This is a genomic window from Robbsia andropogonis (assembly GCF_000970345.1).
Taxonomy (GTDB): Bacteria; Pseudomonadota; Gammaproteobacteria; order Burkholderiales; family Burkholderiaceae; genus Robbsia; species Robbsia andropogonis.
On the sequence record NZ_LAQU01000041.1, the window covers coordinates 1 to 21668 of the forward strand.

A 21668-nucleotide genomic window follows, 5' to 3' on the forward strand; every position below is an offset into this window, starting at 1 on the left:
GACGCGACGCGGGCTCTGACCAATCGGGAGGACGTGCACCAGGCCCAGAGTGTCGGAAACGCACGTCCTCCTCGGACGGTGCTTCAGGCGCATCCAGATCGCGGGCAACCACGGCCTCCGTAATGGCAGTCCGGAGGGCATCCAGACCACGGCCTGAACGCGCACTCACGAAAACGCGGGAAATATTACCATATTCGTTTCTTTCAAATAGCTTAACATCATCGAGCTCCGGCACGGCATCGATCTTGTTCCAAACCAGCAATTGCGGCACATCCGCGGCGCCGATTTCCTTCAGCACCTTGTTGACTTCGTCAATCTGATCCAGGCGCGCCGGATTGGCCGCATCGACGACGTGCACCAGCAGATCGGCCTGGGCCGTCTCCTCCAGCGTTGCCCGGAAGGCGGCGACCAGCGTATGCGGTAAATCCCGAATAAATCCGACGGTGTCGCTCAAGACGATCGTGCCGGCGTCACCGAGAAATACCCGGCGCGAGGTGGTATCCAGCGTCGCAAACAACTGGTCCGCGGCATAGGTCTTGGCCTTCGTGATGGCGTTGAACAGCGTCGACTTCCCGGCATTGGTATAGCCGACCAGCGAAACGGAAAAGGCCTGACTACGTTCCCGGGCGCGGCGTTGCGTTCCATGCTGTCTCGCGAGCTTGGCCTGGCGCCCGCGGAGATACTTGATACGCTCGCCCAGCAGACGGCGATCCGTCTCCAACTGCGTTTCACCAGGACCGCGAAGGCCGATACCGCCCTTTTGCCGTTCCAAGTGCGTCCACGCTCGCACCAGACGCGTCGATAGATACTGCAATTGCGCAAGTTCTACCTGAACCTTGCCCTCGGCACTTTTAGCGCGTTGCGCAAAAATATCCAGAATCAGGCTGATACGATCAACGACCCGCGTCTCAAGCGCTTGCTCCAGATTACGCTGCTGAGCCGGTGACAATGCATGATTGAAGATGACCAGATCAACATGATGGTGTGCGACAAGAAGACGCAACTCTTCCGCCTTGCCGCTACCGATGAAGAATTTGGGATCGGGGCTAGCCCTTTTTCCTGTCACTGTGACGACAGGGTCGGCGCCGGCGCTAGTGGCCAGCATTGCCAGCTCTTCCAGGCTGGCCTGGAAATCGGCTTTGCCGAAATCCAGATTGACGAGTGCAGCGCGTGTCAAATTATCCGTTCTCTCGCGCGGCAGCCGTACGGCATATTGGTTGTTCGAACGTTCAACTTGTCTCGAAACCAACGTCGTACGACAGGCCGCTGTTCAGGGATTACTCGGCCTGCGTGCCGGCTGCCGGCGCTGGCAGGTTGACCGGACGGGCAGGCACGACGGTCGAAATAGCGTGTTTGTAGACCATTTGCGTGACGGTGTTTTTCAGCAGCAAGACATACTGGTCGAAAGACTCGACCTGGCCTTGCAACTTGATGCCGTTCACCAGGTAGATCGACACGGGAACGTGCTCCTTGCGCAGGACATTCAAAAATGGGTCCTGAAGCAGTTGCCCTTTGTTGTTTTGACTCATAGCAGACTCCCTGTTGTTTTCGGGGTTTAAATTCAATGGTGGAGCGGGCGTTAGAAGTTTCGACCAGAGGAAGCAGGACGACCCGTCCCCACCACTATATCCGATTTTACCTGGGCTCCAGGCACCATACGGCCGGCTAGGACGGCAATCCATGCGCGCCGAAAGCCGCGGTTTTCGATGCCAGCAGCGGCAGGAATCGGGTATTTCATTACCGGCGCACGATACGGCCACGCTACCGGTCCACGCCGGACCGACCGCGTAAATCAGACGGTGCCGCACCACCCGCACCGCGTCCGACGCATCGTTCGTCCGACCCGGTCCAGGCGATCCTGCGCGTCGACTGCCGCGGGCGCGTTTTTAATCCTTATTCAAAAACGGATTGTCGCTCGAACGGAATTCGATACGCAGCGGTGTCCCTACCAACTTGAAGGTCTCGCGGAAGCGGCCTTCGAGGTAACGACGATACGAATCGGTGATCGCATCCAGCGCATTACCGTGCACCACGATAATCGGTGGATTCTGACCACCTTGGTGCGCATACCGGAGTTTCGGACGAATCGCTCCCTTGCGGCGCGGTTGCTGATGCTCCACAGCCTCGATCAACGCCCGCGTCAACTTCGGCGTCGGCAATTTCGCCATCGCCGCCGCAAACGCATCATCGACCGCATGCATCATTGCGCCAATGCCGGTTTTCTCCGTTGCGGAGATGAAAAAATGTTTCGCAAAGCCGAGGAATCGCAACTTACGCTCAAGATCTCCTTTCGCTTTTTCACGAATGTATTCGTCGAGCCCATCCCACTTGTTGACGCCTACGACCAGGGCGCGCCCCTGCTCGACGATAAAGCCGGCAATATGCGCATCCTGCTCGCTGATTTCCTGACGCGCGTCGAGCAGCAGGATAACGACATTCGCATCGGACACGGCTTGCAACGTCTTGATCACCGAAAATTTCTCGATGGCCTCGAAGACCTTGCCTCGCTTACGGATTCCCGCGGTGTCGATCAGCGTATAGGGCTTACCCTTGCGTTCGAAGTCAATGTAGATCGAATCACGCGTCGTGCCAGGCATGTCGAAGGCAATTACGCGTTCCTCACCTAGCAGCGTATTCACCAACGTCGACTTACCCACGTTCGGGCGGCCGACGATCGCGATCTTCATGCCGCGCGACGCCGCTTCTTCTTCCGTTGACACTCGACCGGCATAGGCGACATCGAGGGCTTCCTCGATCAACTCATTCACGCCATCTCCATGCGCGGACGAAATCGCACGTGGGTCGCCAAGCCCCAGTTCGTAGAAATCCGTCGCAACAGCCGAATAACGCATGCCTTCGGCCTTGTTGACGACCAGTAATACCGGCCGCCCGCTCTTGCGTAGATAAGTCGCAATAGCGGCGTCCTGCGGAGCGAGACCCAGGCGTCCATCGACGATGAATACGATGACGTCCGATTCCTCCACCGCCTGCCGTGTCTGACGGGCCATCTCATACAGGATGCCCTCTTTCGCCACCGGCTCGAAGCCGCCCGTGTCGACGACCAGATAAGGCCGCGTGCCTTCGCGCGTGCCGGCGCGCCCTTCGCCATAGTGGCGGTCTCGGGTCAAGCCCGGCAGATCCGCCACCAACGCGTCGCGCGAGCGGGTCAATCGATTGAACAGCGTTGACTTACCCACATTGGGGCGGCCAACGAGCGTGATTACGGGTTTCATTATCCACTCTCAAAACGCCAACGGCCGTCGCGCCGCCCTGGGGCGGCCAGCGGCCGTCGACACGACGCACCCGGCACCGCACCGCGCCCTATGCGCCGGCGATACAACCATCACGGATGCGTTGCTGCATGTTCGTACTGCGTATTCGTATTGCGTATCGCCGCGTATTACTCGCGTTACTGCGGCTGAAAAGCGTACAGATCGCCGCTGGACGTCTGCACGATCAATGTGTCACCGGAGACAACGGCAGGCGCCGTGATCGGATTACCATCAGTCTTCATCCGCGCGATAAATTGGCCATTTTCCGTAGACAAAAAATGCACGAAGCCCTTGTAGTCACCCACCACCACTGCGTGCCCCAACAACACGGGCCGGCTCAGATCGCGACTGCGCAGCGCCTTGTTTTCCCATAATGGTCGTCCGCTATTGGCATCGAATGCGCTGACCACGGAGAAGTCGTCGCCCGCCACCACCATCTGCGCATCCTCTGCAACGCCGTTATACGTAGAGAACGGATGTTCCCACACCGGCTGGCCATTTTCGACATCAAAACAGCCCAGACGCCCCTGGAAGCTACCGGCGCATGCCAGACGGCCGACCAATTCCGGCGAACCCGATACGTCATTGATTCGCTCCACCTCGGTCACGCCTTGCGGGAACGATACCGGCGATTGCCAGAACGGTTCGCCACTGTCGATATTGATCGCCGCGATCGAGCCGCCCGGGAAGCCCGCCAATACGCCATTCGCACCAGCGAACCGCATGCCCAGCGTCGTCCGCAGATTCAGCGGCACGGCGCGATTGCGATAGACCCACTTCTGCTCGCCGGTGCGCGCGTCAAACGCGGTAATCTGGCCGTCGGCGGTTCGGACAATGACCAGATTGTGCCCGATCAATGGCGCCGTCAATATCTCGCCACCCACGCTGCCACTCCAGACACGATTGCCGTCGGCATCGAGCACGATGACATAGCCGTCCTGCGCACCGACCGCGACCAGCGAGGCGTCATCCGCGACACCCACACCGGCCGTCAAGGATTCCTTGAGCTTCGTACGCCAGATGGTGCGACCGCTCGCCGCGTCAAACTTGGCTACCGAGCCGTTATTGCCGGCGGCAAACACAAAACCGTTCACCACTGTCGGCTGGAACAGGAAGCCCTTCGACTTACCGACGCTCGCCTTCCATGCCTGCTTGACCTCCATGACCGGCTTGAAGTCGGTCAATGGCGTCGGCACGCGACGCGGGTCCTTGGTCGACGAACAAGCGGCCAGGATGGCGATCGACATCGCCACCAACGTCGTGCGAACGATCGCGGATCCGGTGCGCCGGGTCGTAACAGTCTTCAGGTGCAGCATTATCGAGAGGGCTCCGCGAGAAAAAGCGTATTGTGCCGTGAAGTGCCGGTCGTACAGGCCACGAACGGCAAAGAATCGGGTAAACAAGCGATGTAAGACAGTCACCGCGCATTACAACGCCGGCGCGGGTCAGCCACCCAACGCATCCAGCTTCAACTGCACGATCTGGCGCGACGACGCATCGTCCGATGCCAATTGCTTCAAGGCATCACGGTACGCGACACGCGCATCGTCGCGCTTGCCAGCGGCTGCGAGCAGGTCGCCACGGCGATCGGCGCGCAATGCACCGAACCCGTCATCATCCTTGCCGGACAGCAGCGCCAGCCCGGCGTCATACGCCTTCTGGTCCAGCAACACACCCGCCAGGCGGATACGCGCGATCTGCTGATAGCTGCTGTCGCCACCGTGGTCGATTACCCATTGCAGTTCGGCTTTGGCGCCGTCCATGTCCTTCGCGCGATACAACACGGCCGCCGCGCCCAACGCCGTCATCCGCGCATAAGGGGTACGGCCGAAAGACGATGTCATGTCCGAAGTGATACGGCGTACACGCGGCACATCCCCCGCGCCCTGATTCGCCGACACAGCCTGCTGAAATTGCTCATACAGTGCAGCTGCCTCGGTGGTCTGACGCCGCTGCCAATAGTGCCAACCGCTCCAAGCCGCCAAGACGACCAAGACAGCCAGCACCACCCAGGTCAGGGCATTGCCCCAGCGCGCCCACCACGCCTTCAGATTATCGAGCGTCTCTTGTTCGTCGTGATAGCTCATCGCCCGCCAATTACTTGCTTATTAAAATGAAACCGGCCGTCAAGCCCGGCTTATCGCGTATTCAAACCGCCCCGTTAGTCCGTGGCGCGCGTGATTCGTTCAATCAAATGTTCCGCCAACGCATCGAAAGCCACCGTCTGCTGCGCCTGGACATCACCAGCGGGTGCTCGCAGCGCCTTCACGCTGACGGTGCCGTTGGCCACTTCATCCTCGCCAAAAATCACGGCAAACGCGGCACCACTGGCGTCGGCACGTTTCATTTGCGACTTGAAGCTGCTGCTGGCACCGTCGGCACTGCAATGCAGGATCACGTCGAATCCCGCATCCCGCAACCGCTCCGCTGCGATAAAAGCCTTGATGCGCGCTTCATCACCCTGGTGCAGCACATACGCGTCACAACCCTGCGGCTCCGGCCCCAGATCGGCAGCCTTTAGCAGCTCTAGAATGCGCTCAACGCCCATGGCCCAGCCACAACTTGGCGCGGGCTTGCCACCCAGTTGTTCGACCAGGGGATCATAGCGCCCGCCACCCGCCACCGTTCCTTGCGATCCCAGTTGATCGGTGATCCACTCGAACACGGTCAGATTGTAATAATCAAGTCCTCGTACCAGACGAGGATTGATCTTGAACGGGATATTGTTCTCCAGCAGCAAGCGCTGAACGCCCTCGAAATGCTTCAGCGATGCCTCGCCGAGATAGTCGATGAGCTTGGGCGCCGCGTCGACCATCGCCTGCATGGCCGGATTTTTTGTATCGAGCACGCGCAAGGGGTTCGAATACAGTCGACGCTTACCATCCTCGTCAAGTTGATCCTGATGCTTTTCCAGGTAGGCGATCAAATCCGCGCGATGACGTGCGCGTTCCTCCGCCTGGCCCAGTGAATTCAACTCGAGGCGGATACCGGTCAACCCGAGGTCGTCCCAGAGCCGCTGGCACATCATGATGATTTCGGCATCGGCGTCGGGGCCGGCAAATCCCAACGCTTCCACGCCCACTTGATGAAATTGTCGATAACGGCCGCGCTGCGGGCGCTCGTGACGGAACATCGGCCCAACGTACCACAGCCGCTTCGGGCCATCGTACAGCAGGTTGTGTTCGATCGACGCACGCACAACCGCAGCGGTGTTCTCCGGACGCAGCGTCAATTTCTCACCGTTCAAGGCGTCCGTGAAGCTGTACATCTCTTTTTCGACAATATCGGTCACCTCACCGATACCACGGGTGAACAACTGCGTATGCTCGACGATAGGTGTCCGTATATTCTGATAACCATACGACTTCAGCATCGACTGCACCGTCGATTCAAAAAACGCCCACAACGGCGCGTCCGCCGGCAGAAGATCATTCATCCCCTTTACGCCGGTCAGTTTTTCCAACTTATTCTTCTGCTCTGCCATATCTTGTGTTGTTCAGACGGTTGCATCCGCTGCCGTGGCGGCGTTCGCACCGTCAGCGTGGGCGCCATACTTGCGCGCCACGTATTCATCGACGATCACCTGAAATTCCTCAGCTATCCGGTCCCCCCGCAGCGTCTTGACCTTTTCGCCGTCGATAAAGACCGGCGCCGCCGGGGATTCCCCGGATCCAGGCAAACTGATACCGATATTCGCGTGTTTCGACTCACCTGGTCCGTTGACGATGCAGCCCATCACAGCGACCTGCATCTTTTCCACGCCCGGATAGGTTTCGCGCCACGTCAGCATCTGCGTGCGCAGATACGTCTGAATTTTCGATGCCAGTTCCTGGAACACGGTGCTGGTCGTACGACCGCAACCCGGGCATGCGATGACCATCGGCGTAAACGATCGCAGACCCATCGTCTGAAGAATTTCCTGCGCCACCACGACCTCACCGGTGCGAGCGCCACCCGGCTCCGGCGTCAACGACACGCGAATCGTGTCGCCGATGCCTTGCTGCAAAAGCACCGATAACGCAGCAGTGGATGCGACGATGCCCTTCGATCCCATGCCGGCCTCGGTCAAGCCAAGGTGCAACGCATAGTCGCAGCGTCGGCCCAGTTCACTGTAGACGGCGATCAGATCCTGCACGTCACTGACCTTGCAGGACAGGATGATGCGATTGCGCCCTAGCCCGACATCCTCCGCTGCTTGCGCCGAGCCGAGTGCGGAGGCGATCAAGGCTTCATACATTACCTTTTTCGCATCCCATGGCTCCGCGCGCAGCGCGTTTTCGTCCATCATCCGCGCAAGTAGATCCTGATCCAGGCTGCCCCAGTTGACGCCTATCCGTACCGGCTTGTCGTATTTGCACGCAACCTCGATCATTTGGGCAAACTGCGTATCACGCTTCGCCCCGTGCCCGACATTGCCAGGGTTGATCCGGTATTTGGACAGCGCGTCCGCGCAGTCCGGATATTTGGTCAACAGTAAATGACCGTTGTAATGGAAATCACCGACGAGCGGCACGTCCACGCCCATCTTGTCGAGCTGATCACGGATATACGGCACCGCCTGCGCGGCTTCTGGCGTATTGACGGTGATACGAACCAGCTCGGAGCCGGCCTGCGCCAATTCCTTGATCTGGATCGCCGTGCCAATCGCATCGACCGTATCCGTATTTGTCATGGACTGCACACGCACCGGCGCGGCACCGCCGATCGTGACCAGACGACCGGCCCAGCGCACGTCCACCGCCACCGATTGACGGCGTGGTGCCGGTCCCGCGAACTCTCTAACTTGATCGATCTGCATGTCTATAGGACCTTCGTCCAAAAATGTCGTTCCGCACGCCGTCCGCCGGTCCATTTCACCTTGGCGCACGTCACCCAATCCACCTACGGAACAGCATTATCGCAGCGTAAACCGCGCGACGTTACGTCCCGATTTTGCATAAGGGGTCAAATCCACCGGCTGACCATCCTGCGTCACAGCGCTCATGCCGCTGATATTACCGATCGTAACGCGCATTGGCCGAACCCCCTCCATCTGCTGCGTCTGTCCCGCATGCACGATCCCTGAAAACACCATATGCCCGTCAGCCTGTACGACACTGACCCAGCTATCCTGCGTCGCCGTCATAGTCACCGGGATTGCCCCTGCCGGCACGACAACCTCGGAGGCTGCCGCTTGGGGGGCCGCCCCGGCGCTGGGAGACGACACCGCCGCCAGCGTCGCAGCCGCGGCCGACCCCGTATCCGCTGCCGCCGCAGCCAAGGCATTCGAGGGCGCCGCCATGGCCGCAGTGACGTTCGCCATCGCCCCCGACGCCGCACCGGCATCGCCACCACCAGTCGTGACTTCACCCGAACCGGACGACGAACCAACGATCGACGGCAACGACGACATCACCGCGCCTGACGCTGGCGTGGAAGTGCCGCCAACATCGACCTGGCCTCCGGAATTCGGATTGGCCATGGCGATATCGGCCTTCGCGTCACCGCGTACTTTCTGTAACCAGCCATTCGGCTCATTGCCGGCGCGCCAGACCACAAGCAGCACCAGCACGACGAATGCCGCCGTGCCACCCCAAAGCCACGAGCGCCGATCCGATCTGCGCGTGCTCCAGCTCAATGGTACGTTCGCCCGGCGCATGCTTGCGGGCTTGCCCGAAGACTGCGGCAACGACGACAAATCAGTCGTGGGGGTCTGTACACCACGCAATGCGTCCGCCAGGGGGCCCGGATCGATGCCAAGCACTTTTGCGTAGCTGCGCGTCAAACCGACAGAGAACGCGGCATCGTGGAGCGCCCCCAGATTCCCACGCTCCAAGGCTTCGATCTTGGACGTCCCAACTTTCAAACGCGATGCCATTTCATCGATGGATCGACCCTTCGCGAGGCGGGCCGCGGCCAGCCGCTCGCCGACGGCTGCCGCCGCATTCGCGGCCGCGGTACCGCCCGTCGAAGCTCCCACCGGGGGTGCTGCCTCGCGCACGCCCCCGGCGCCGGTGCTCGGCACGATGCCATCGTCTCTGTTCATATCCATCCGCAAATCCTGCATCCAAGAGTTCCGAATCCCTACCGCGTTACACTCAAGGCAGGCAGCCCTTTCAACAAGCGCCGCCGCCGCGCCGCAGCATGTCAATCGTTACGGCGATACTCTATCCCACGCGGGCGCACAGCCGCGAACCGCATCATACCGGATGTGCCGGCATCGCCGGTAGCGTCCTCCCCGCGCTCGCCGCTTGTATGGGCACGATACGCCCCATCCGCTGCGCCAATCTCGTACGATCCTGCACCTCTCCCGCCAACTGGCCGCAAGCGGCATCGATATCATCGCCGCGCGTCTTGCGGATGGTAGTGATGACGCCTGCTTCGATCAAAATGTCGGAGAAGCGCTTGATGCGGTCGGCACGCGAACGCTTCAATCCTGAATCAGGAAACGGATTGAACGGAATCAGGTTGAACTTGCACGGCACATCCCGGGTCAACGCGACCAGCTCGCGCGCATGTGTCGGCGAGTCGTTGACGTTGTCCAGCATGCAATATTCGAACGTAATGAATTCCCGGGGCGCGACCTTCAGGTAGCGCTGACAAGCAGCCATCAGTTCGCGCAACGGGTGCTTACGATTCAATGGAATCAGGTCATCGCGCAGGGCATCGTTCGGCGCATGCAGCGAAACCGCCAGCGCAACCGGCAACTCGGACGCGAGCCGATCGATCATCGGCACCACACCGGATGTCGAGAGGGTTACGCGACGGCGAGACAAACCATAAGCGTTATCGTCGAGCATCAAGCGCATGGCGCTGACCACAGGCTCGAAATTCAGCAACGGCTCGCCCATTCCCATCATGACAACGTTCGTCACGGCGCGGGCGTCCGCGGCCTCCTCGGGCACCGACATGCCTTGCGCAACAGCTTCGGCCCGCGCGAGCGCACGGGCTTCGCGAACCGCGAACTCAGCCATCCACAGCTGACCGATGATTTCACCGGTCGTTAAGTTGCGATTGAAACCCTGCTTACCTGTCGAACAAAAACGGCAATTCACCGCGCAGCCGGCCTGCGACGAAATGCAAAGCGTGCCCCGGGATGTTTCAGGAATATAGACGGTCTCGACCGCATTACCCGCGCCCACGTCCAACAGCCACTTGCGCGTCCCATCCAGGGAAATATGGTCCTGCACCACCTGCGGTTTCGCGATTGTCGCGCGCGAAGCCAGTTTGGCGCGCAACGACTTCGCAAGGTCGGTCATTTTTTCGAAATCGGACTCACCACCCTGGTGAATCCAGCGCTGCAATTGCTTTGCGCGAAACGCTTTTTCGCCAAGCGAGTCGCAGTAAGCGACCAGATCAGCGGCGTCAAAATCGAGGAGATTCACAGGCGCTTGCGCGCCGCGTTGTTCAGTCATTGGGAACACCTGCACGGAGAACGACGCATCCCGCATCGATACGCGCGCGGAACGCCTACATGTTGCCTGCGGTCGGTCGTAAAAACCACCGCGAAAAATAGGAACCACCATACGCCGCAACAGCGCCTTGAAAGCGTCGCCGCGGCGGGCAGCGGCAAAGCCAGGTCTTGCTATACGGCCAAAGATGTGAAACACGCGACACCGCGTTACTTTCACACCATGCCCGCCAATGAGCGGACGCTGCGCGCGCGTCTGACGCAGCCGCTCATCAAAAGTGGACCGGGGCGCATGCGGCATTGCACAGCGCCGCTCGCCCCGATCCATTTGCCATAATCAACGCGAGTAGACGTTGATTTCCGGGAAAAAGAAGGCGACCTCGACCGCTGCGGTTTCCGCCGCATCCGAACCGTGAACGGCATTTGCGTCGATGCTGTCCGCGAAATCCGCCCGGATCGTGCCGGCCTCCGCCTTCTTCGGATCCGTCGCACCCATCAGGTCACGGTGCTTCAAGATTGCGCCTTCGCCTTCCAGCACCGAGATGACCACCGGGCCCGAAATCATGAACTTGACCAAATCGCCGAAAAACGGACGCGCCGCATGTACAGCATAGAACTTCTCAGCGTCGGCTTGCGATAACTGCGCCATACGCGATGCAACGATCTTCAGACCGGCATTTTCGAAGCGGCTGTAGATCTGTCCGATCACATTCTTCGCCACCGCGTCCGGCTTGATAATGGACAGAGTACGCTCGATAGCCATGAAAACTCCACGAAATGAATAAGTTAGGTAAGAAAATGAATCTCGTATTATAGCATGGGACAGAACACGAGATCGACTTTTGCACAAAACCTTTCAGTACTGTAATATTTGGTAGAAATATTGACGTTCGAGCAGTGCACGCGCAAAGATACACGGTGTTAGGATGGCGTTGAATAAGCCCCGAGCCGCGCGTTGACCGCGCTGGCGCGGGTCCGCAAGTTTCGCTGGAATGCTTTGGGCATCCGGCCATAGGAGAAGGAAATGAGCGATTTCCGGAATTACGATTTCGGTCGCGGCGGTTCGGTCAGCACCGTCACGGTCCGTAACCGCGTACTGCGCAATACGTACTGGCTGCTGGCGTTGTCCATGGTTCCGACGGTGTTCGGCGCCTGGTTGGGTCTCGTCACGGGCTTCACCGCGTTCGCCGCGGCTAGTCCGATGATGACGGTGATCCTGTTCTTCGCGGTGGCCTTTGGCCTGATGTTCGCGATCGAGCGAAACAAGAACAGTGGCATAGGGGTCGCATTGCTGCTCGCCTTTACGTTCTTCATGGGCGTAATGTTGTCACGGATGATCGGCATGGTACTGGGGCTCGCGAACGGCGCGTCCCTGATCATGCTCGCGTTTGGCGGCACCGGTGTGGTCTTCGGAGCAATGGCGACGATCGCCACGGTGTCGAAGCGTGATTTCAGCAAGCTGGCGGGTTGGTTGATGATGGGGGTGGTCGTCCTCATCGTCGCGTCGATTGCAAATATTTGGCTGCAACTGCCGGCGTTGGTTCTGACGGTGTCGGTGCTGGCATTGGTCATTTTCTCGGCTTTCCTGCTCGTCGATGTACAGCGTGTGATCAACGGTGGTGAAACGAATTACGTCACCGCCACGCTGGCCATCTATCTCGACCTCTACAACATCTTCACCAGCCTGCTGAGCATCCTCAGTATCTTCGGCGGCGGCAACCGCAACTAACTAAAGGCACGCTTCCCCAGCGCCCCCGTAACACGGGGGCGGGACACGGCAGAAGAGCTCACCCTGTAGTGCAACGAGGGTGGGCTCTTTGTTTTACGCCGGGACGGGATGGACGCGTCGGCAATGTATGCAGGCCGGCCGTTGCGTAAGCAGGGCCGCGGGGGCTTGGAGGAATAACACGCAGTCGCTGCATGCGTTTGACGTTCGAAGCGTTACTTGTCGCGCTCGAAAACGGCGATTGACTCGACATGCGAGGTGTGCGGGAACATATTGACCACCCCTGCTCCCCTCAGCCGATAACCGGCCTCGTGCACCAGCAGGCCCGCGTCGCGCGCCAACGTGGCCGGGTTGCACGACACGTAGACAATACGCGAAGGCAATAAATGCGTTTCGCCAGCGACCGCCAGTTCCGCCAGCGTCTTCGCCACGGCCAGGGCGCCTTCCCGCGGTGGATCGATCAGTGCTTTATCAAAAGCACCAAGCGCGCGCCAATCGTTGACTGTCATCTCAAACAGATTGCTGCACGAAAATGTCGTGCGTGTATCCACGCCGTTTAACCGTGCATTATCGAGCGCGCGCGCGGTCAGGACCTCGCTACCCTCGATACCGTGAACTTCCCTGGCCAGACGCGCCAACGGCAACGTAAAGTTGCCTAGGCCGCAAAACAAATCGATAACGCGATCAGTCGACGTCGGCGCCAGCAGGCGCAAAGCGCGCGAGACCAGTACGCGATTGATCGCGTGGTTGACCTGCGTGAAATCGGTTGGACGGAATGGCATCCGGATATTGAATTCGGGCAGGACGTAATCGAGCCCTGTCGCGTCGATATCCGTAGCAGGATAGAACGGCACAACCGTGTCGGGTCCTTTTGGCTGCAACCAGAATTGCACGCCATGGACGTCAGCAAACGCACGTATTGCCGCCTCGTCATCCAGCGTTAACGGCTCGAGCACGCGCAGCACCAGTGCGATAACGGTGGCGCCCATCGCCAGTTCGATCTGCGGCATTCGGTCGCAGATCGAAAGTTGAGCGACCAAATGCCGCAGCGGCACCAGCATGTCTGAAATCACGGACGGCAGCACTTCGCAGTGCGTCATGTCGGCAACATAACTGCTCTTGCGCTCGTGAAATCCAACCAGCACACCGCCCTTCTTGGCAACGTTGCGAACGGTCAGACGTGCACGGTAGCGATAGCCCCAACCTGGACCATGAATCGGGCGCATTACGGTCTCGGGCTTCAGTTTCGAGAGATGCTGAAGGTTATCCTCCAGCACGCGCTGTTTGACGGCCACCTGCGCTCGCAAATCCAGATGCTGCATCGAACATCCGCCACAGATCCCGAAGTAAGTGCATTTCGGCATTGTCCGCAGCACACTTGGCCGCAGCACCTTCGTCAACGTCGCCTGTTCAAACGACGGTTTCTTGCGATAGCTCGAATAAATGACCCTTTCACCGGGCAACGCGCCTTCGACGAAGACCACTTTTCCCGGCACGCCATCTTCGCCGACCAACCGCCCCACGCCACGGGCCTCCATATCGAGCGAGTCGATCTCGATGATCGTATCAAGCGCCCCCGGGACGCGCGAGGCGTCGGTCTGTCCGCCACGTTCACGCCGATTACGCCGCATCTTTACTGGCTTCACTGAAGCATCGTGCGCGGCGCCAACCGGCGACACGGGCGCGGGGGCGATAGGGGTCGGCAAATCGGAACGGGATTCAGGCACGGTCATTCTCGGTCGCCCAGGCATCAAGCCCCTGCGCTGGACGCTTGCTGATTCGCGAAGGCGCGCGGGAACGGTCATGCACGGCAGTGTGGGGAAGAGGCGAGATTGTAAGCGAATGCGGCGCCGGACGGTATGCGTAACTGAGACGCCCTCTAAAGGGTATTGTCATTATCCTTGGATTTGGCATGATGCTGGCCACATGGTCGGCCTCGCGCGGTCGCCAGATACATGCCCCGGTTCGCGCGGCGCGCCTCGGCGTTTTCAAGCGAAACCAGCCAGATATTCCGCCCAATGCGCCTCGGGTCGCGCAGCGAGCGCTTCCTTGACCAATTGCACTTCGTCCTGATATTCAAGCGTCGACAGCTCGCCACGCATCAATTGAAAACGGCAATACATCAAGTAGGTGTTGACCACATCGGTTTCGCAGTAATGCCGAATGTCATCGATCTTGCCCGCCTGATAGGCCGACCAGACCTGGGAGCCATCCATGCCCATCTTGCCGGGAAAACCGCAGAGCTTGGCCAATGCATCCAGGGGCGCACTGGCGCGCGGCTGATATGCGGCCAACACGTCCATCAGATCGGTGTGCCGGAAGTGATAACGACTGATGTAATTGTTCCATTTGGCATCCCGGTCGATGCTGCCCATGTCCCAATATCGCTGGGCGCTGATGCCATGGATCAGCGCGCGATAATGCAGCACGGGCAGGTCGAAGCCGCCGCCGTTCCACGACACCAGCACAGGACCATACCGCTCGATCATGTCGAAAAACGCCGCGATCAACACCGGCTCGGGATCGCCAGGTTGACCGAGTGATCGCACGACGAACCCTTTACTTCCCCGTAATACGCAAGAAATCGCGACAATGCGTTGCAGATGGTGCGGCAAAAAATCGGAACCGGTCTTGATACGCCGCGCATCGAATGCGCGCTGCGCGACCGTTTCGTCATCCATTGCCGACAACGGCGTGCTTCCGTCAACGACCGACGAGCCCTGGCTTGTCGCCTCGACCGCTCCGGCATCAGGGTCGGAATCGCCCTCGCCGACGATATCGTCACCTGACCGCGAAGGACGCGTCGGCATGCCTTTCCTCATGGCGCCCACACCGCCTGCCCCTTCAACCGCCATCGCCGACGCGCCAGCCGGACCACTATCACCCAGTGCACGCAAGCCGGCCACGTCAGGCACCGTCTCAATATCAAACACCAGTATGGCATTCACAACACGGAATCCTTGCCCACGCCATTGGACGCGAGGTGACGTTTCAGACGGAGGAGCGCCTCTTGCTGTATCTGCCGCACACGCTCCCGCGTCAAGTGCAGCTCTTCCGCCAATTGCTCCAGCGTCGCCGGTTCAAGATTGTTGAGACCAAAACGCCGCTCGATGACGAGACGGTGCTTGTCGGACAATCGCGACAACCAATTACGCGTCAACACTTCCACTTCCCGGTTCTGCACTTCGGTGTCAGGCGCATGCGCCTGGTCATCGGACAGCAGATCCAACAGACTGCTGCCAGGGTCGAGATCCAGGGGTGCGTCCAGCGATGCCGTGTGTTCGTTCAGCGCAAGAATATCGGCAATTTCGTCGGCACTTTTCCCCGTCAAGTGTGCGATATCATCGACGCTGGCTTCACGACGCTCACCCGGAAATTCCGCCCACGCACTTTTTTCGAGATGACGTTTGGCACGCAAGACCTGATTCAATTCACGGATCACATGGACCGGCAGACGGACCGTGCGTGCCTGGTTCATGATCGCGCGTTCGATGCTTTGTCGAATCCACCAGGTTGCATAAGTCGAGAAGCGGAATCCGCGATCGGGATCGAACTTCTCGATGGCGTGCATCAGACCGAGATTGCCTTCCGCGATGACATCGAGCAGGGGCAGGCCGCGATTGGAATACGCTTTGGCGATGCTGACCACCAATCGCAAATTGTGTTCGATCATCACCTGACGCGCTTCGAACAAGCCCTCCTTCGCCAAGCGCGAATAGCGTTGCTCCTCCTCGGCGGTCAGCAACGGTTTCATGCTGATCCGATTCAGGTAGTGCTGGATCGTGTCGGCGGTGAGCTCCGCCTGCAGAAGATTACGAAACTCGGTGGGGTCATTGTCCGTGGTGCCGCCGCCACGGCCTTCACGGCCACGGTCCTCACCGCTTGTCGCGGCGGAACCATCGTCGACCCGTGCGTCGTCGCTGCTTTCGGGATCCTCGAAGTTTTCCACCGGGTGAGCCAGATCGAGATGATCCGCGACATCCACATCGCCCGGATCGGTCGACACCTCGGCGGCAGTGACCTCTGCGTCAGATAGAAGCGTATCTCTCGCCTTGCCGTCACGGCGGGGCAACCGCCCAGGGCGTTTGCCCTCGGACGCCTTGACCTCCTTGACCACCCGCCGCTTCGACTTCGGCATAACGCTCCCTTTACTGAGGAGGCAGATACTTCATCGGATCCACCGGACTGGAATCTTTACGAACTTCGAAGTGCAACTCGACACGACTCGCCTGCGTATCGCCCATTTCAGCAATCTTCTGGCCCCTCGTGACGACATCGTTATTCTTGACGAGCAGCACCCGGTTGTGACCATAGGCAGTCAAATAATGATCGTCATGCTTGATGATAATCAGATTGCCGTATCCCCGCAGTTCGCTTCCCGCATATAACACCCGTCCGCCCGCCGCCGCCAGAATAGGCGTGCCTGCCGCCCCGGCGATATCGATTCCCTTGCTTTTGACGCCATCGAATCGCTGAACGATCTGCCCCGCGCCCGCGCCACCCTGCACCGGCCAGATAAACTGCACTGGACCGTTACCCACCGGGGGAGTCGTGTCCGCACTTGTCGAGGGCGCGGGCGCCGGTGGCAACGCCGTCACGCCGGAAGTGGCGCCCGGCGTCACGGCATTCGGCGAATTGCCAGACGGATTGGCGCCGTTCGCATAGGGTGACGGATACCCCCCGGCGTTTGCCGGTGGTGCCCCGCCGTTCGCATAAGGCGACGCGTACGCCGACGTTGCCCCCCCTAACGGCGTGGCCTGTACGGCGCCGCCACCGAGCGGCGTGCTGGTGACACCCGAGGCATCAGGCGTCGATCCCGGCGGAGCGACCCGGAGTACCTGACCCACCTCGATCTGGTTCGGATTGGTCAGGTTGTTCCACGCCGCGATGTCGCGATAGTTTTGACCATTCTTCAACGCCACCCGATACAACGTATCACCAGGCTGCACTTGATAGTAACCCGGAGGCGGGGGCCCCGGCGGCACATTGGACACCGCGGCACCCTGCAATCCCGGCGCCGTACCGGTCCTATCGACCACCGGCGCGCTGTCCATCCGCGAGGCACAGGCGGCCAATGCGGACACGGCCACCACGCAAGCACCACGCTGGATGTGTGTCCACAAGGATCGACCGCTGCCATTCATCAACATACTCATCGGTTTCAGATCACTCCGGATTTCAATGGAACAAAAAACACCTTGTCGAGTACCGTCTCGCGCCATTGATGGGCGCTCAACCGCTCGACGAGTGTCAATACTTGCGAGTCCCCTCCTACCGGGGCGATCAGGCGACCACCGATACGAAGTTGCTCCGTCAGCGCGGCCGGCACGTCCAGTCCAGCGGCCGCCACGATAATGGCATCAAAAGGGGCACAGTCAGGTAACCCCAGTCGTCCGTCGCCATAATGCAGCCGAATGTTTGGCACACGCAATGGTCGCAGGTTCCTTTTTGCACGCTCATGTAGTGGCCGGATCCGTTCAATCGAGAACACATCCTGCGCCAGGTGGCTTAATACGGCCGCTTGATAGCCACACCCGGTGCCCACTTCGAGTACGCGCGCCAGATGCGGACGACCATGCATCGCCACCTCGATCATTCGCGCGACGACCCCCGGCTTGGAGATCGTCTGGTGATGCCCGATCGGCAATGCCGCCTCCTCGTACGCCTGCGGCGCCAATGCCGCATCGACAAATGCGTGACGTGGCACCGCCTGCAACGCCGCCAACACCCCAGGGTGTGTCACACCACCGTCGCGCACCCGCTCCACCATTCGCGCGCGCACCCGCTCCGACGTCAATGCAAGTGACGACGTCGCGTGTTTTGCGACATCTCGACCGCTCGACCCTGGCCAGGCCGTGCCGGCCACCCCGCGTTGCGGTGCACCACCGGACAGAGACGGTTTTGCACACGCGACCGCGCCGAGATGACCGCTGCGTGGCGATGTCGGTTTCGCGCTCGTCGCCACTGGAACACGCGGCGCGGCGGTGCCGGTAACCGACGCCGCGGCACGAGCCATAGGCCGCTGGCGCGACGGGAAGTCAGGTCGCGCCGATGCCTTTGTCAAATCAGACAACGTCAACGGAAACCGTTTGGGCTGGCCGTCGCGGTTGTCGCTCATGGCCCGTGCCCGATCCATTCCTGCAACGCAGGCAGGCGGCGCGTGTCCGTCAGGTCCAACTGCAGCGGCGTCATTGAGACATAACCATCGCGCACCGCGGCGAAATCGGTACCATCGCCTGCGTCACGCTCCGCGCCCGACGGTCCAATCCAATATATCGGATCACCGCGTGGATTCGTTTGCCGGATCACCGGCTGCGACGGGTGCCGCTTGCCCAGCCGAGTTACCCGCCATCCGCGCAATGCCGACGAAGGTACATTCGGAATATTGACATTCAACAACGACGCCGCTGGCAGCGGCACATCGCGATGATGTGCGACGATGCGCGCCGCTTCCGCCGCCGCCGCGTCGAGATGGCCCCAACCGTGATCGACAAGCGAGAACGCGATCGACGGAATACCGAACAGGAAGCCCTCGGTAGCGGCGGCGACGGTACCGGAATACAGCGTGTCCTCGCCCATGTTCTGTCCGTTATTCATGCCGGACACGACAAGGTCGGGACGTCCCTCCAACAGCCCCGTCAGCGCCACATGCACACAATCAGTGGGCGTCCCGTTCACGAATCGGAAACCGTTCGTCGCCGTACACACGCTCAGTGGACGGGACAGCGTCAATGAATTCGAGGCGCCACTGCAATTCTGCTCTGGCGCCACGACGTCGACCCGATCCGCCAGCGGCAGCAATGCGTGATAGAGCGCCGATAGACCGGGCGCCAGATAACCATCGTCGTTGCTGAGCAGAATATGCATGGAAAGATTGTAACCGAGGCGACGCGCGACGTTGTAGGAACCGCGCGAAGGGACAAAGGGACTACTTACACCGCGCGCCGGTCCAACATCGCCCGGGCAATCGTGCCAGCGTCGACATATTCCAGTTCACCGCCGACCGGTACCCCGCGCGCAAGTCTCGATACCGACAAGCCACGCGCCTTCAATGCCTGACCGAGATAGTGCGCGGTAGCTTCCCCTTCATTGGTGAAATTCGTGGCCAGAACGACCTCGCGCACCACCCCGTCTCCTGCCCGTTGCAGCAGCTTGTCGAAGTGGATGTCCTTCGGACCCACACCGTCAAGCGGGCTCAACCGCCCCATCAAGACAAAATACAGCCCTTTGTAAGACAAGGTCTGCTCCAGCATGATCTGGTCCGCCGGCGTCTCGACGACGCACAGCAGTGCAGGATCCCGCTCATCATCCAGGCACGTCGAGCACACCGGCGATTCAGTGAACGTATTGCAGCGATCACAATGCCGAAGCGCATGCGCCGCGCCTGCCAGCGCCTGACTCAATCGCGCCGCGCCGTCCCGATCATGCTGCATCAGATGATAGGCCATCCGTTGGGCGCCCTTCGGTCCGACACCTGGAAGTATCCGCAACGCATCGATCAATGCGGACAGCGTCGATGGCGGCTTGATCATGGCCACGGTCCGTGATCAGAACGGCAGCTTGAAGCCCGGCGGCAGACCCATGCCCCCCGTTGCACACCCATCATCTGCTGCGCCAGTTCATCAGCCTTGCGCTTCGCATCGGCATGCGCCGCGGTGATCAGATCTTCTTCCATCTCGATATCGTCTTCACGCAGGCTTTTCTCCAGTATCACGCGCTTGACCGTATGGTCGCCCGTCATGATGATCTTCACCAAGCCAGCGCCGGACTCACCGGTCACCTCGGTGGCGGCCAGCTTTTCCTGCATTTTCTTCATATTGTCCTGCATGGCCTGCGCCTGCTTCATCAAACCGGCCAGTTGTCCCTTCATCATGGTGTGGTGCTCCCTTATCCAACAGAAAATAATGCGCACGCGGGCGCATGCCGATGCGATATGACGGTAGCCGCCGATATCAACGCCGCGATTGGCCGTGCCAGTATCGCTCAGCGTGCCGACAAGGGGCGCGTGGCGCCCGGCAGGATCGACGCGCCGAAATCATCAATCAACGCCCGCACGAAGGCATCGTCGCGAATCGATGCTTCCGCGCGCCGCTGCAGTGCCGCTCGCTCGGCGGCATATACCGCCGCCGCCGTGCACTGCGCAGGTCCTACTTCCACCTGCAACTGCACGTCACGGCCGAGCCGCTCCTGTACCGCCGCGCGGACCTTTTCCAGGTGTCCGCCGGAGGCAAGCGTCGTCACCGGCACGCGCAATTGCAGGCGATCCGCTTCGACCTGGATCAATTCGCTTTGATGCGCCAGTTGCTGCGCCAGGCCTTTTACCTCCAACGTCATCGCAAACGCCGGCCAATCAGAATCGATGCCGATTGCCGTCATCGCAATACCCGGAGGCGGCCGAGGCACATCGATGGCGCCGTCGCCCATCGATGACAGGCCACCGTTCGCGCCCGCCCGCTCTCCATGCCGCGTCGTCACACTGTCCGACACCGATTCAGCTCGATCCCTGCGCGCATCCGATGCGGCGACACCGTTGGAACCCATTGATGCAAGGAATGCATCCGCCGCCGCACCGTCCGCATCCTGCACGTCGTCCCACGGCGCTGGCATGCCGGTATCGTCGCGTGCATCCCGCGCCGTTGCATCCGACGCACGCGTGGCCGGCAAGCGATCCATGTTGCGGGACGTTGGCACGGACAGGCCGGGGCCTGCCGGCGCCGTTGGTACCTTTGCCGCGGTCCCGCGGCGTGCCGTAGGAGAGGAAGTCGAGGACGACGTTCGTTTCAACACACCAAGCGCCGCAAGCTTCGCACGCGCACCGGACGCGGCAGACTGCGCTGCCTCTTCGCCGCCAGCACTGTGGACATCGGCAGAGGCCGGTGTCGACGCACCACGCGCCCCCGCCAGCGCCGCCGGTTCCTTCGCTGCTGGCGTCGGCGTGGCCACCTCGTCAAACGCATTTACGGCTTCTTCCGAGGCAACCGTATTCATGTCAATGCCCGTGTCCGGAGACTGCGCCATCCGACCAAACGACAACGGTCGCGTCGACAGGTCTGCTTGGTTCGCGGCAGCGGGCGCGACCGCCACTGACGGTACCGCGGCGACATCGCCCGCGGGCTCGTCCACACGTTTCATGGCATCCGGGAAAGGCACGACTGCCTCGCCGACGGCATCACGCGGTGCCGAATTCGCACCCCCTGTGGTGACCAGTGCCTTCGACGGCGCAGGCGGCATCGAAGGCCGGATCGGCGCCTTCACCGAAGCGGTCGTCGGCGGCACCGCG

General features: G+C 60.6%; 18 protein-coding genes and 2 pseudogenes. 1 reads left to right on the top strand and 19 read right to left on the bottom strand.

What is annotated here, in order from left to right:
• The 10 genes from hflX to ndk form a co-directional block, all read right to left on the bottom strand.
• Positions 1–1177: GTPase HflX (gene hflX / locus WM40_RS22895; protein ID WP_157685914.1), on the bottom strand; the 1177-nt coding region annotated here is incomplete at its 3' end.
• Between the two features lie 100 nt (positions 1178–1277).
• Positions 1278–1529 (bottom strand): RNA chaperone Hfq, encoded by a 252-nt coding sequence (gene hfq / locus WM40_RS22900; RefSeq protein WP_024902949.1) that lies wholly within the window; start codon positions 1527–1529, stop codon positions 1278–1280.
• A 357-nt stretch (positions 1530–1886) separates the two neighbouring features.
• A complete protein-coding gene (gene der / locus WM40_RS22905; protein ID WP_024902950.1) occupies positions 1887–3233 on the bottom strand; it encodes a ribosome biogenesis GTPase Der in 1347 nt (448 codons plus the stop codon).
• 176 nt (positions 3234–3409) lie between these two features.
• Positions 3410–4588 (bottom strand): outer membrane protein assembly factor BamB, encoded by a 1179-nt coding sequence (bamB, locus tag WM40_RS22910; protein WP_082103135.1) that lies wholly within the window; start codon positions 4586–4588, stop codon positions 3410–3412.
• A 129-nt stretch (positions 4589–4717) separates the two neighbouring features.
• Positions 4718–5359: a YfgM family protein gene (locus WM40_RS22915; protein ID WP_046154102.1), complete on the bottom strand. Its 642-nt coding sequence runs from the start codon at positions 5357–5359 to the stop codon at positions 4718–4720.
• 74 nt (positions 5360–5433) lie between these two features.
• Positions 5434–6756, bottom strand: coding sequence for a histidine--tRNA ligase (gene hisS / locus WM40_RS22920; RefSeq protein WP_024902953.1), 1323 nt, complete (start codon positions 6754–6756; stop codon positions 5434–5436).
• Positions 6757–6768: 12 nt separating this feature from the next.
• Positions 6769–8070 carry a flavodoxin-dependent (E)-4-hydroxy-3-methylbut-2-enyl-diphosphate synthase gene (ispG, locus tag WM40_RS22925; protein ID WP_024902954.1) on the bottom strand — a complete coding sequence of 434 codons (1302 nt, stop codon included), beginning with the start codon at positions 8068–8070 and terminating at the stop codon, positions 6769–6771.
• A 96-nt stretch (positions 8071–8166) separates the two neighbouring features.
• Positions 8167–9303 carry a helix-turn-helix domain-containing protein gene (locus WM40_RS22930; RefSeq protein WP_162199117.1) on the bottom strand — a complete coding sequence of 379 codons (1137 nt, stop codon included), beginning with the start codon at positions 9301–9303 and terminating at the stop codon, positions 8167–8169.
• A 148-nt stretch (positions 9304–9451) separates the two neighbouring features.
• The gene (gene rlmN, locus WM40_RS22935) at positions 9452–10666 is read right to left on the bottom strand and encodes a dual-specificity RNA methyltransferase RlmN (RefSeq protein WP_024902956.1); all 1215 of its coding nucleotides are present in this window, start codon (positions 10664–10666) and stop codon (positions 9452–9454) included.
• A gap of 333 nt (positions 10667–10999) precedes the next feature.
• The gene (ndk, locus tag WM40_RS22940) at positions 11000–11425 is read right to left on the bottom strand and encodes a nucleoside-diphosphate kinase (protein WP_024902957.1); all 426 of its coding nucleotides are present in this window, start codon (positions 11423–11425) and stop codon (positions 11000–11002) included.
• Positions 11426–11686: 261 nt separating this feature from the next.
• Here ndk and WM40_RS22945 point away from each other — a divergent pair, with 261 nt between their 5' ends.
• Positions 11687–12391 (top strand): Bax inhibitor-1/YccA family protein, encoded by a 705-nt coding sequence (locus tag WM40_RS22945; RefSeq protein ID WP_024902958.1) that lies wholly within the window; start codon positions 11687–11689, stop codon positions 12389–12391.
• 212 nt (positions 12392–12603) lie between these two features.
• On the opposite strand, the gene rlmD is transcribed toward WM40_RS22945, so the two are convergent.
• From rlmD to WM40_RS32780, 9 genes and pseudogenes are all read right to left on the bottom strand, one after another.
• Positions 12604–14121, bottom strand: a complete 1518-nt coding sequence (gene rlmD, locus WM40_RS22950) for a 23S rRNA (uracil(1939)-C(5))-methyltransferase RlmD (RefSeq protein WP_024902959.1) — start codon at positions 14119–14121, stop codon at positions 12604–12606.
• A 255-nt stretch (positions 14122–14376) separates the two neighbouring features.
• Positions 14377–15063 (bottom strand): annotated as a pseudogene (locus tag WM40_RS22955) (3'-5' exonuclease); the annotation flags it as partial.
• Between the two features lie 269 nt (positions 15064–15332).
• Entirely contained in the window at positions 15333–16460 is a 1128-nt protein-coding gene (gene rpoS, locus WM40_RS22960) for an RNA polymerase sigma factor RpoS (RefSeq protein WP_390174001.1), read from the bottom strand.
• Between the two features lie 76 nt (positions 16461–16536).
• A complete protein-coding gene (locus WM40_RS22965; RefSeq protein ID WP_024902962.1) occupies positions 16537–17544 on the bottom strand; it encodes a peptidoglycan DD-metalloendopeptidase family protein in 1008 nt (335 codons plus the stop codon).
• A 5-nt stretch (positions 17545–17549) separates the two neighbouring features.
• Positions 17550–18506 carry a protein-L-isoaspartate(D-aspartate) O-methyltransferase gene (locus WM40_RS22970; RefSeq protein WP_024902963.1) on the bottom strand — a complete coding sequence of 319 codons (957 nt, stop codon included), beginning with the start codon at positions 18504–18506 and terminating at the stop codon, positions 17550–17552.
• The gene (gene surE / locus WM40_RS22975; protein ID WP_024902964.1) at positions 18503–19255 is read right to left on the bottom strand and encodes a 5'/3'-nucleotidase SurE; all 753 of its coding nucleotides are present in this window, start codon (positions 19253–19255) and stop codon (positions 18503–18505) included. Before surE ends, WM40_RS22970 begins: the two co-directional genes overlap by 4 nt.
• A 65-nt stretch (positions 19256–19320) precedes the next feature.
• Entirely contained in the window at positions 19321–19917 is a 597-nt protein-coding gene (recR, locus tag WM40_RS22980; RefSeq protein ID WP_046154109.1) for a recombination mediator RecR, read from the bottom strand.
• A gap of 18 nt (positions 19918–19935) precedes the next feature.
• Positions 19936–20261, bottom strand: a pseudogene (locus WM40_RS22985) (YbaB/EbfC family nucleoid-associated protein).
• A gap of 110 nt (positions 20262–20371) precedes the next feature.
• Positions 20372–21619, bottom strand: a complete 1248-nt coding sequence (locus WM40_RS32780; protein ID WP_461786672.1) for a DNA polymerase III subunit gamma/tau C-terminal domain-containing protein — start codon at positions 21617–21619, stop codon at positions 20372–20374.
• Between the last annotated feature and the right edge of the window lie 49 nt (positions 21620–21668).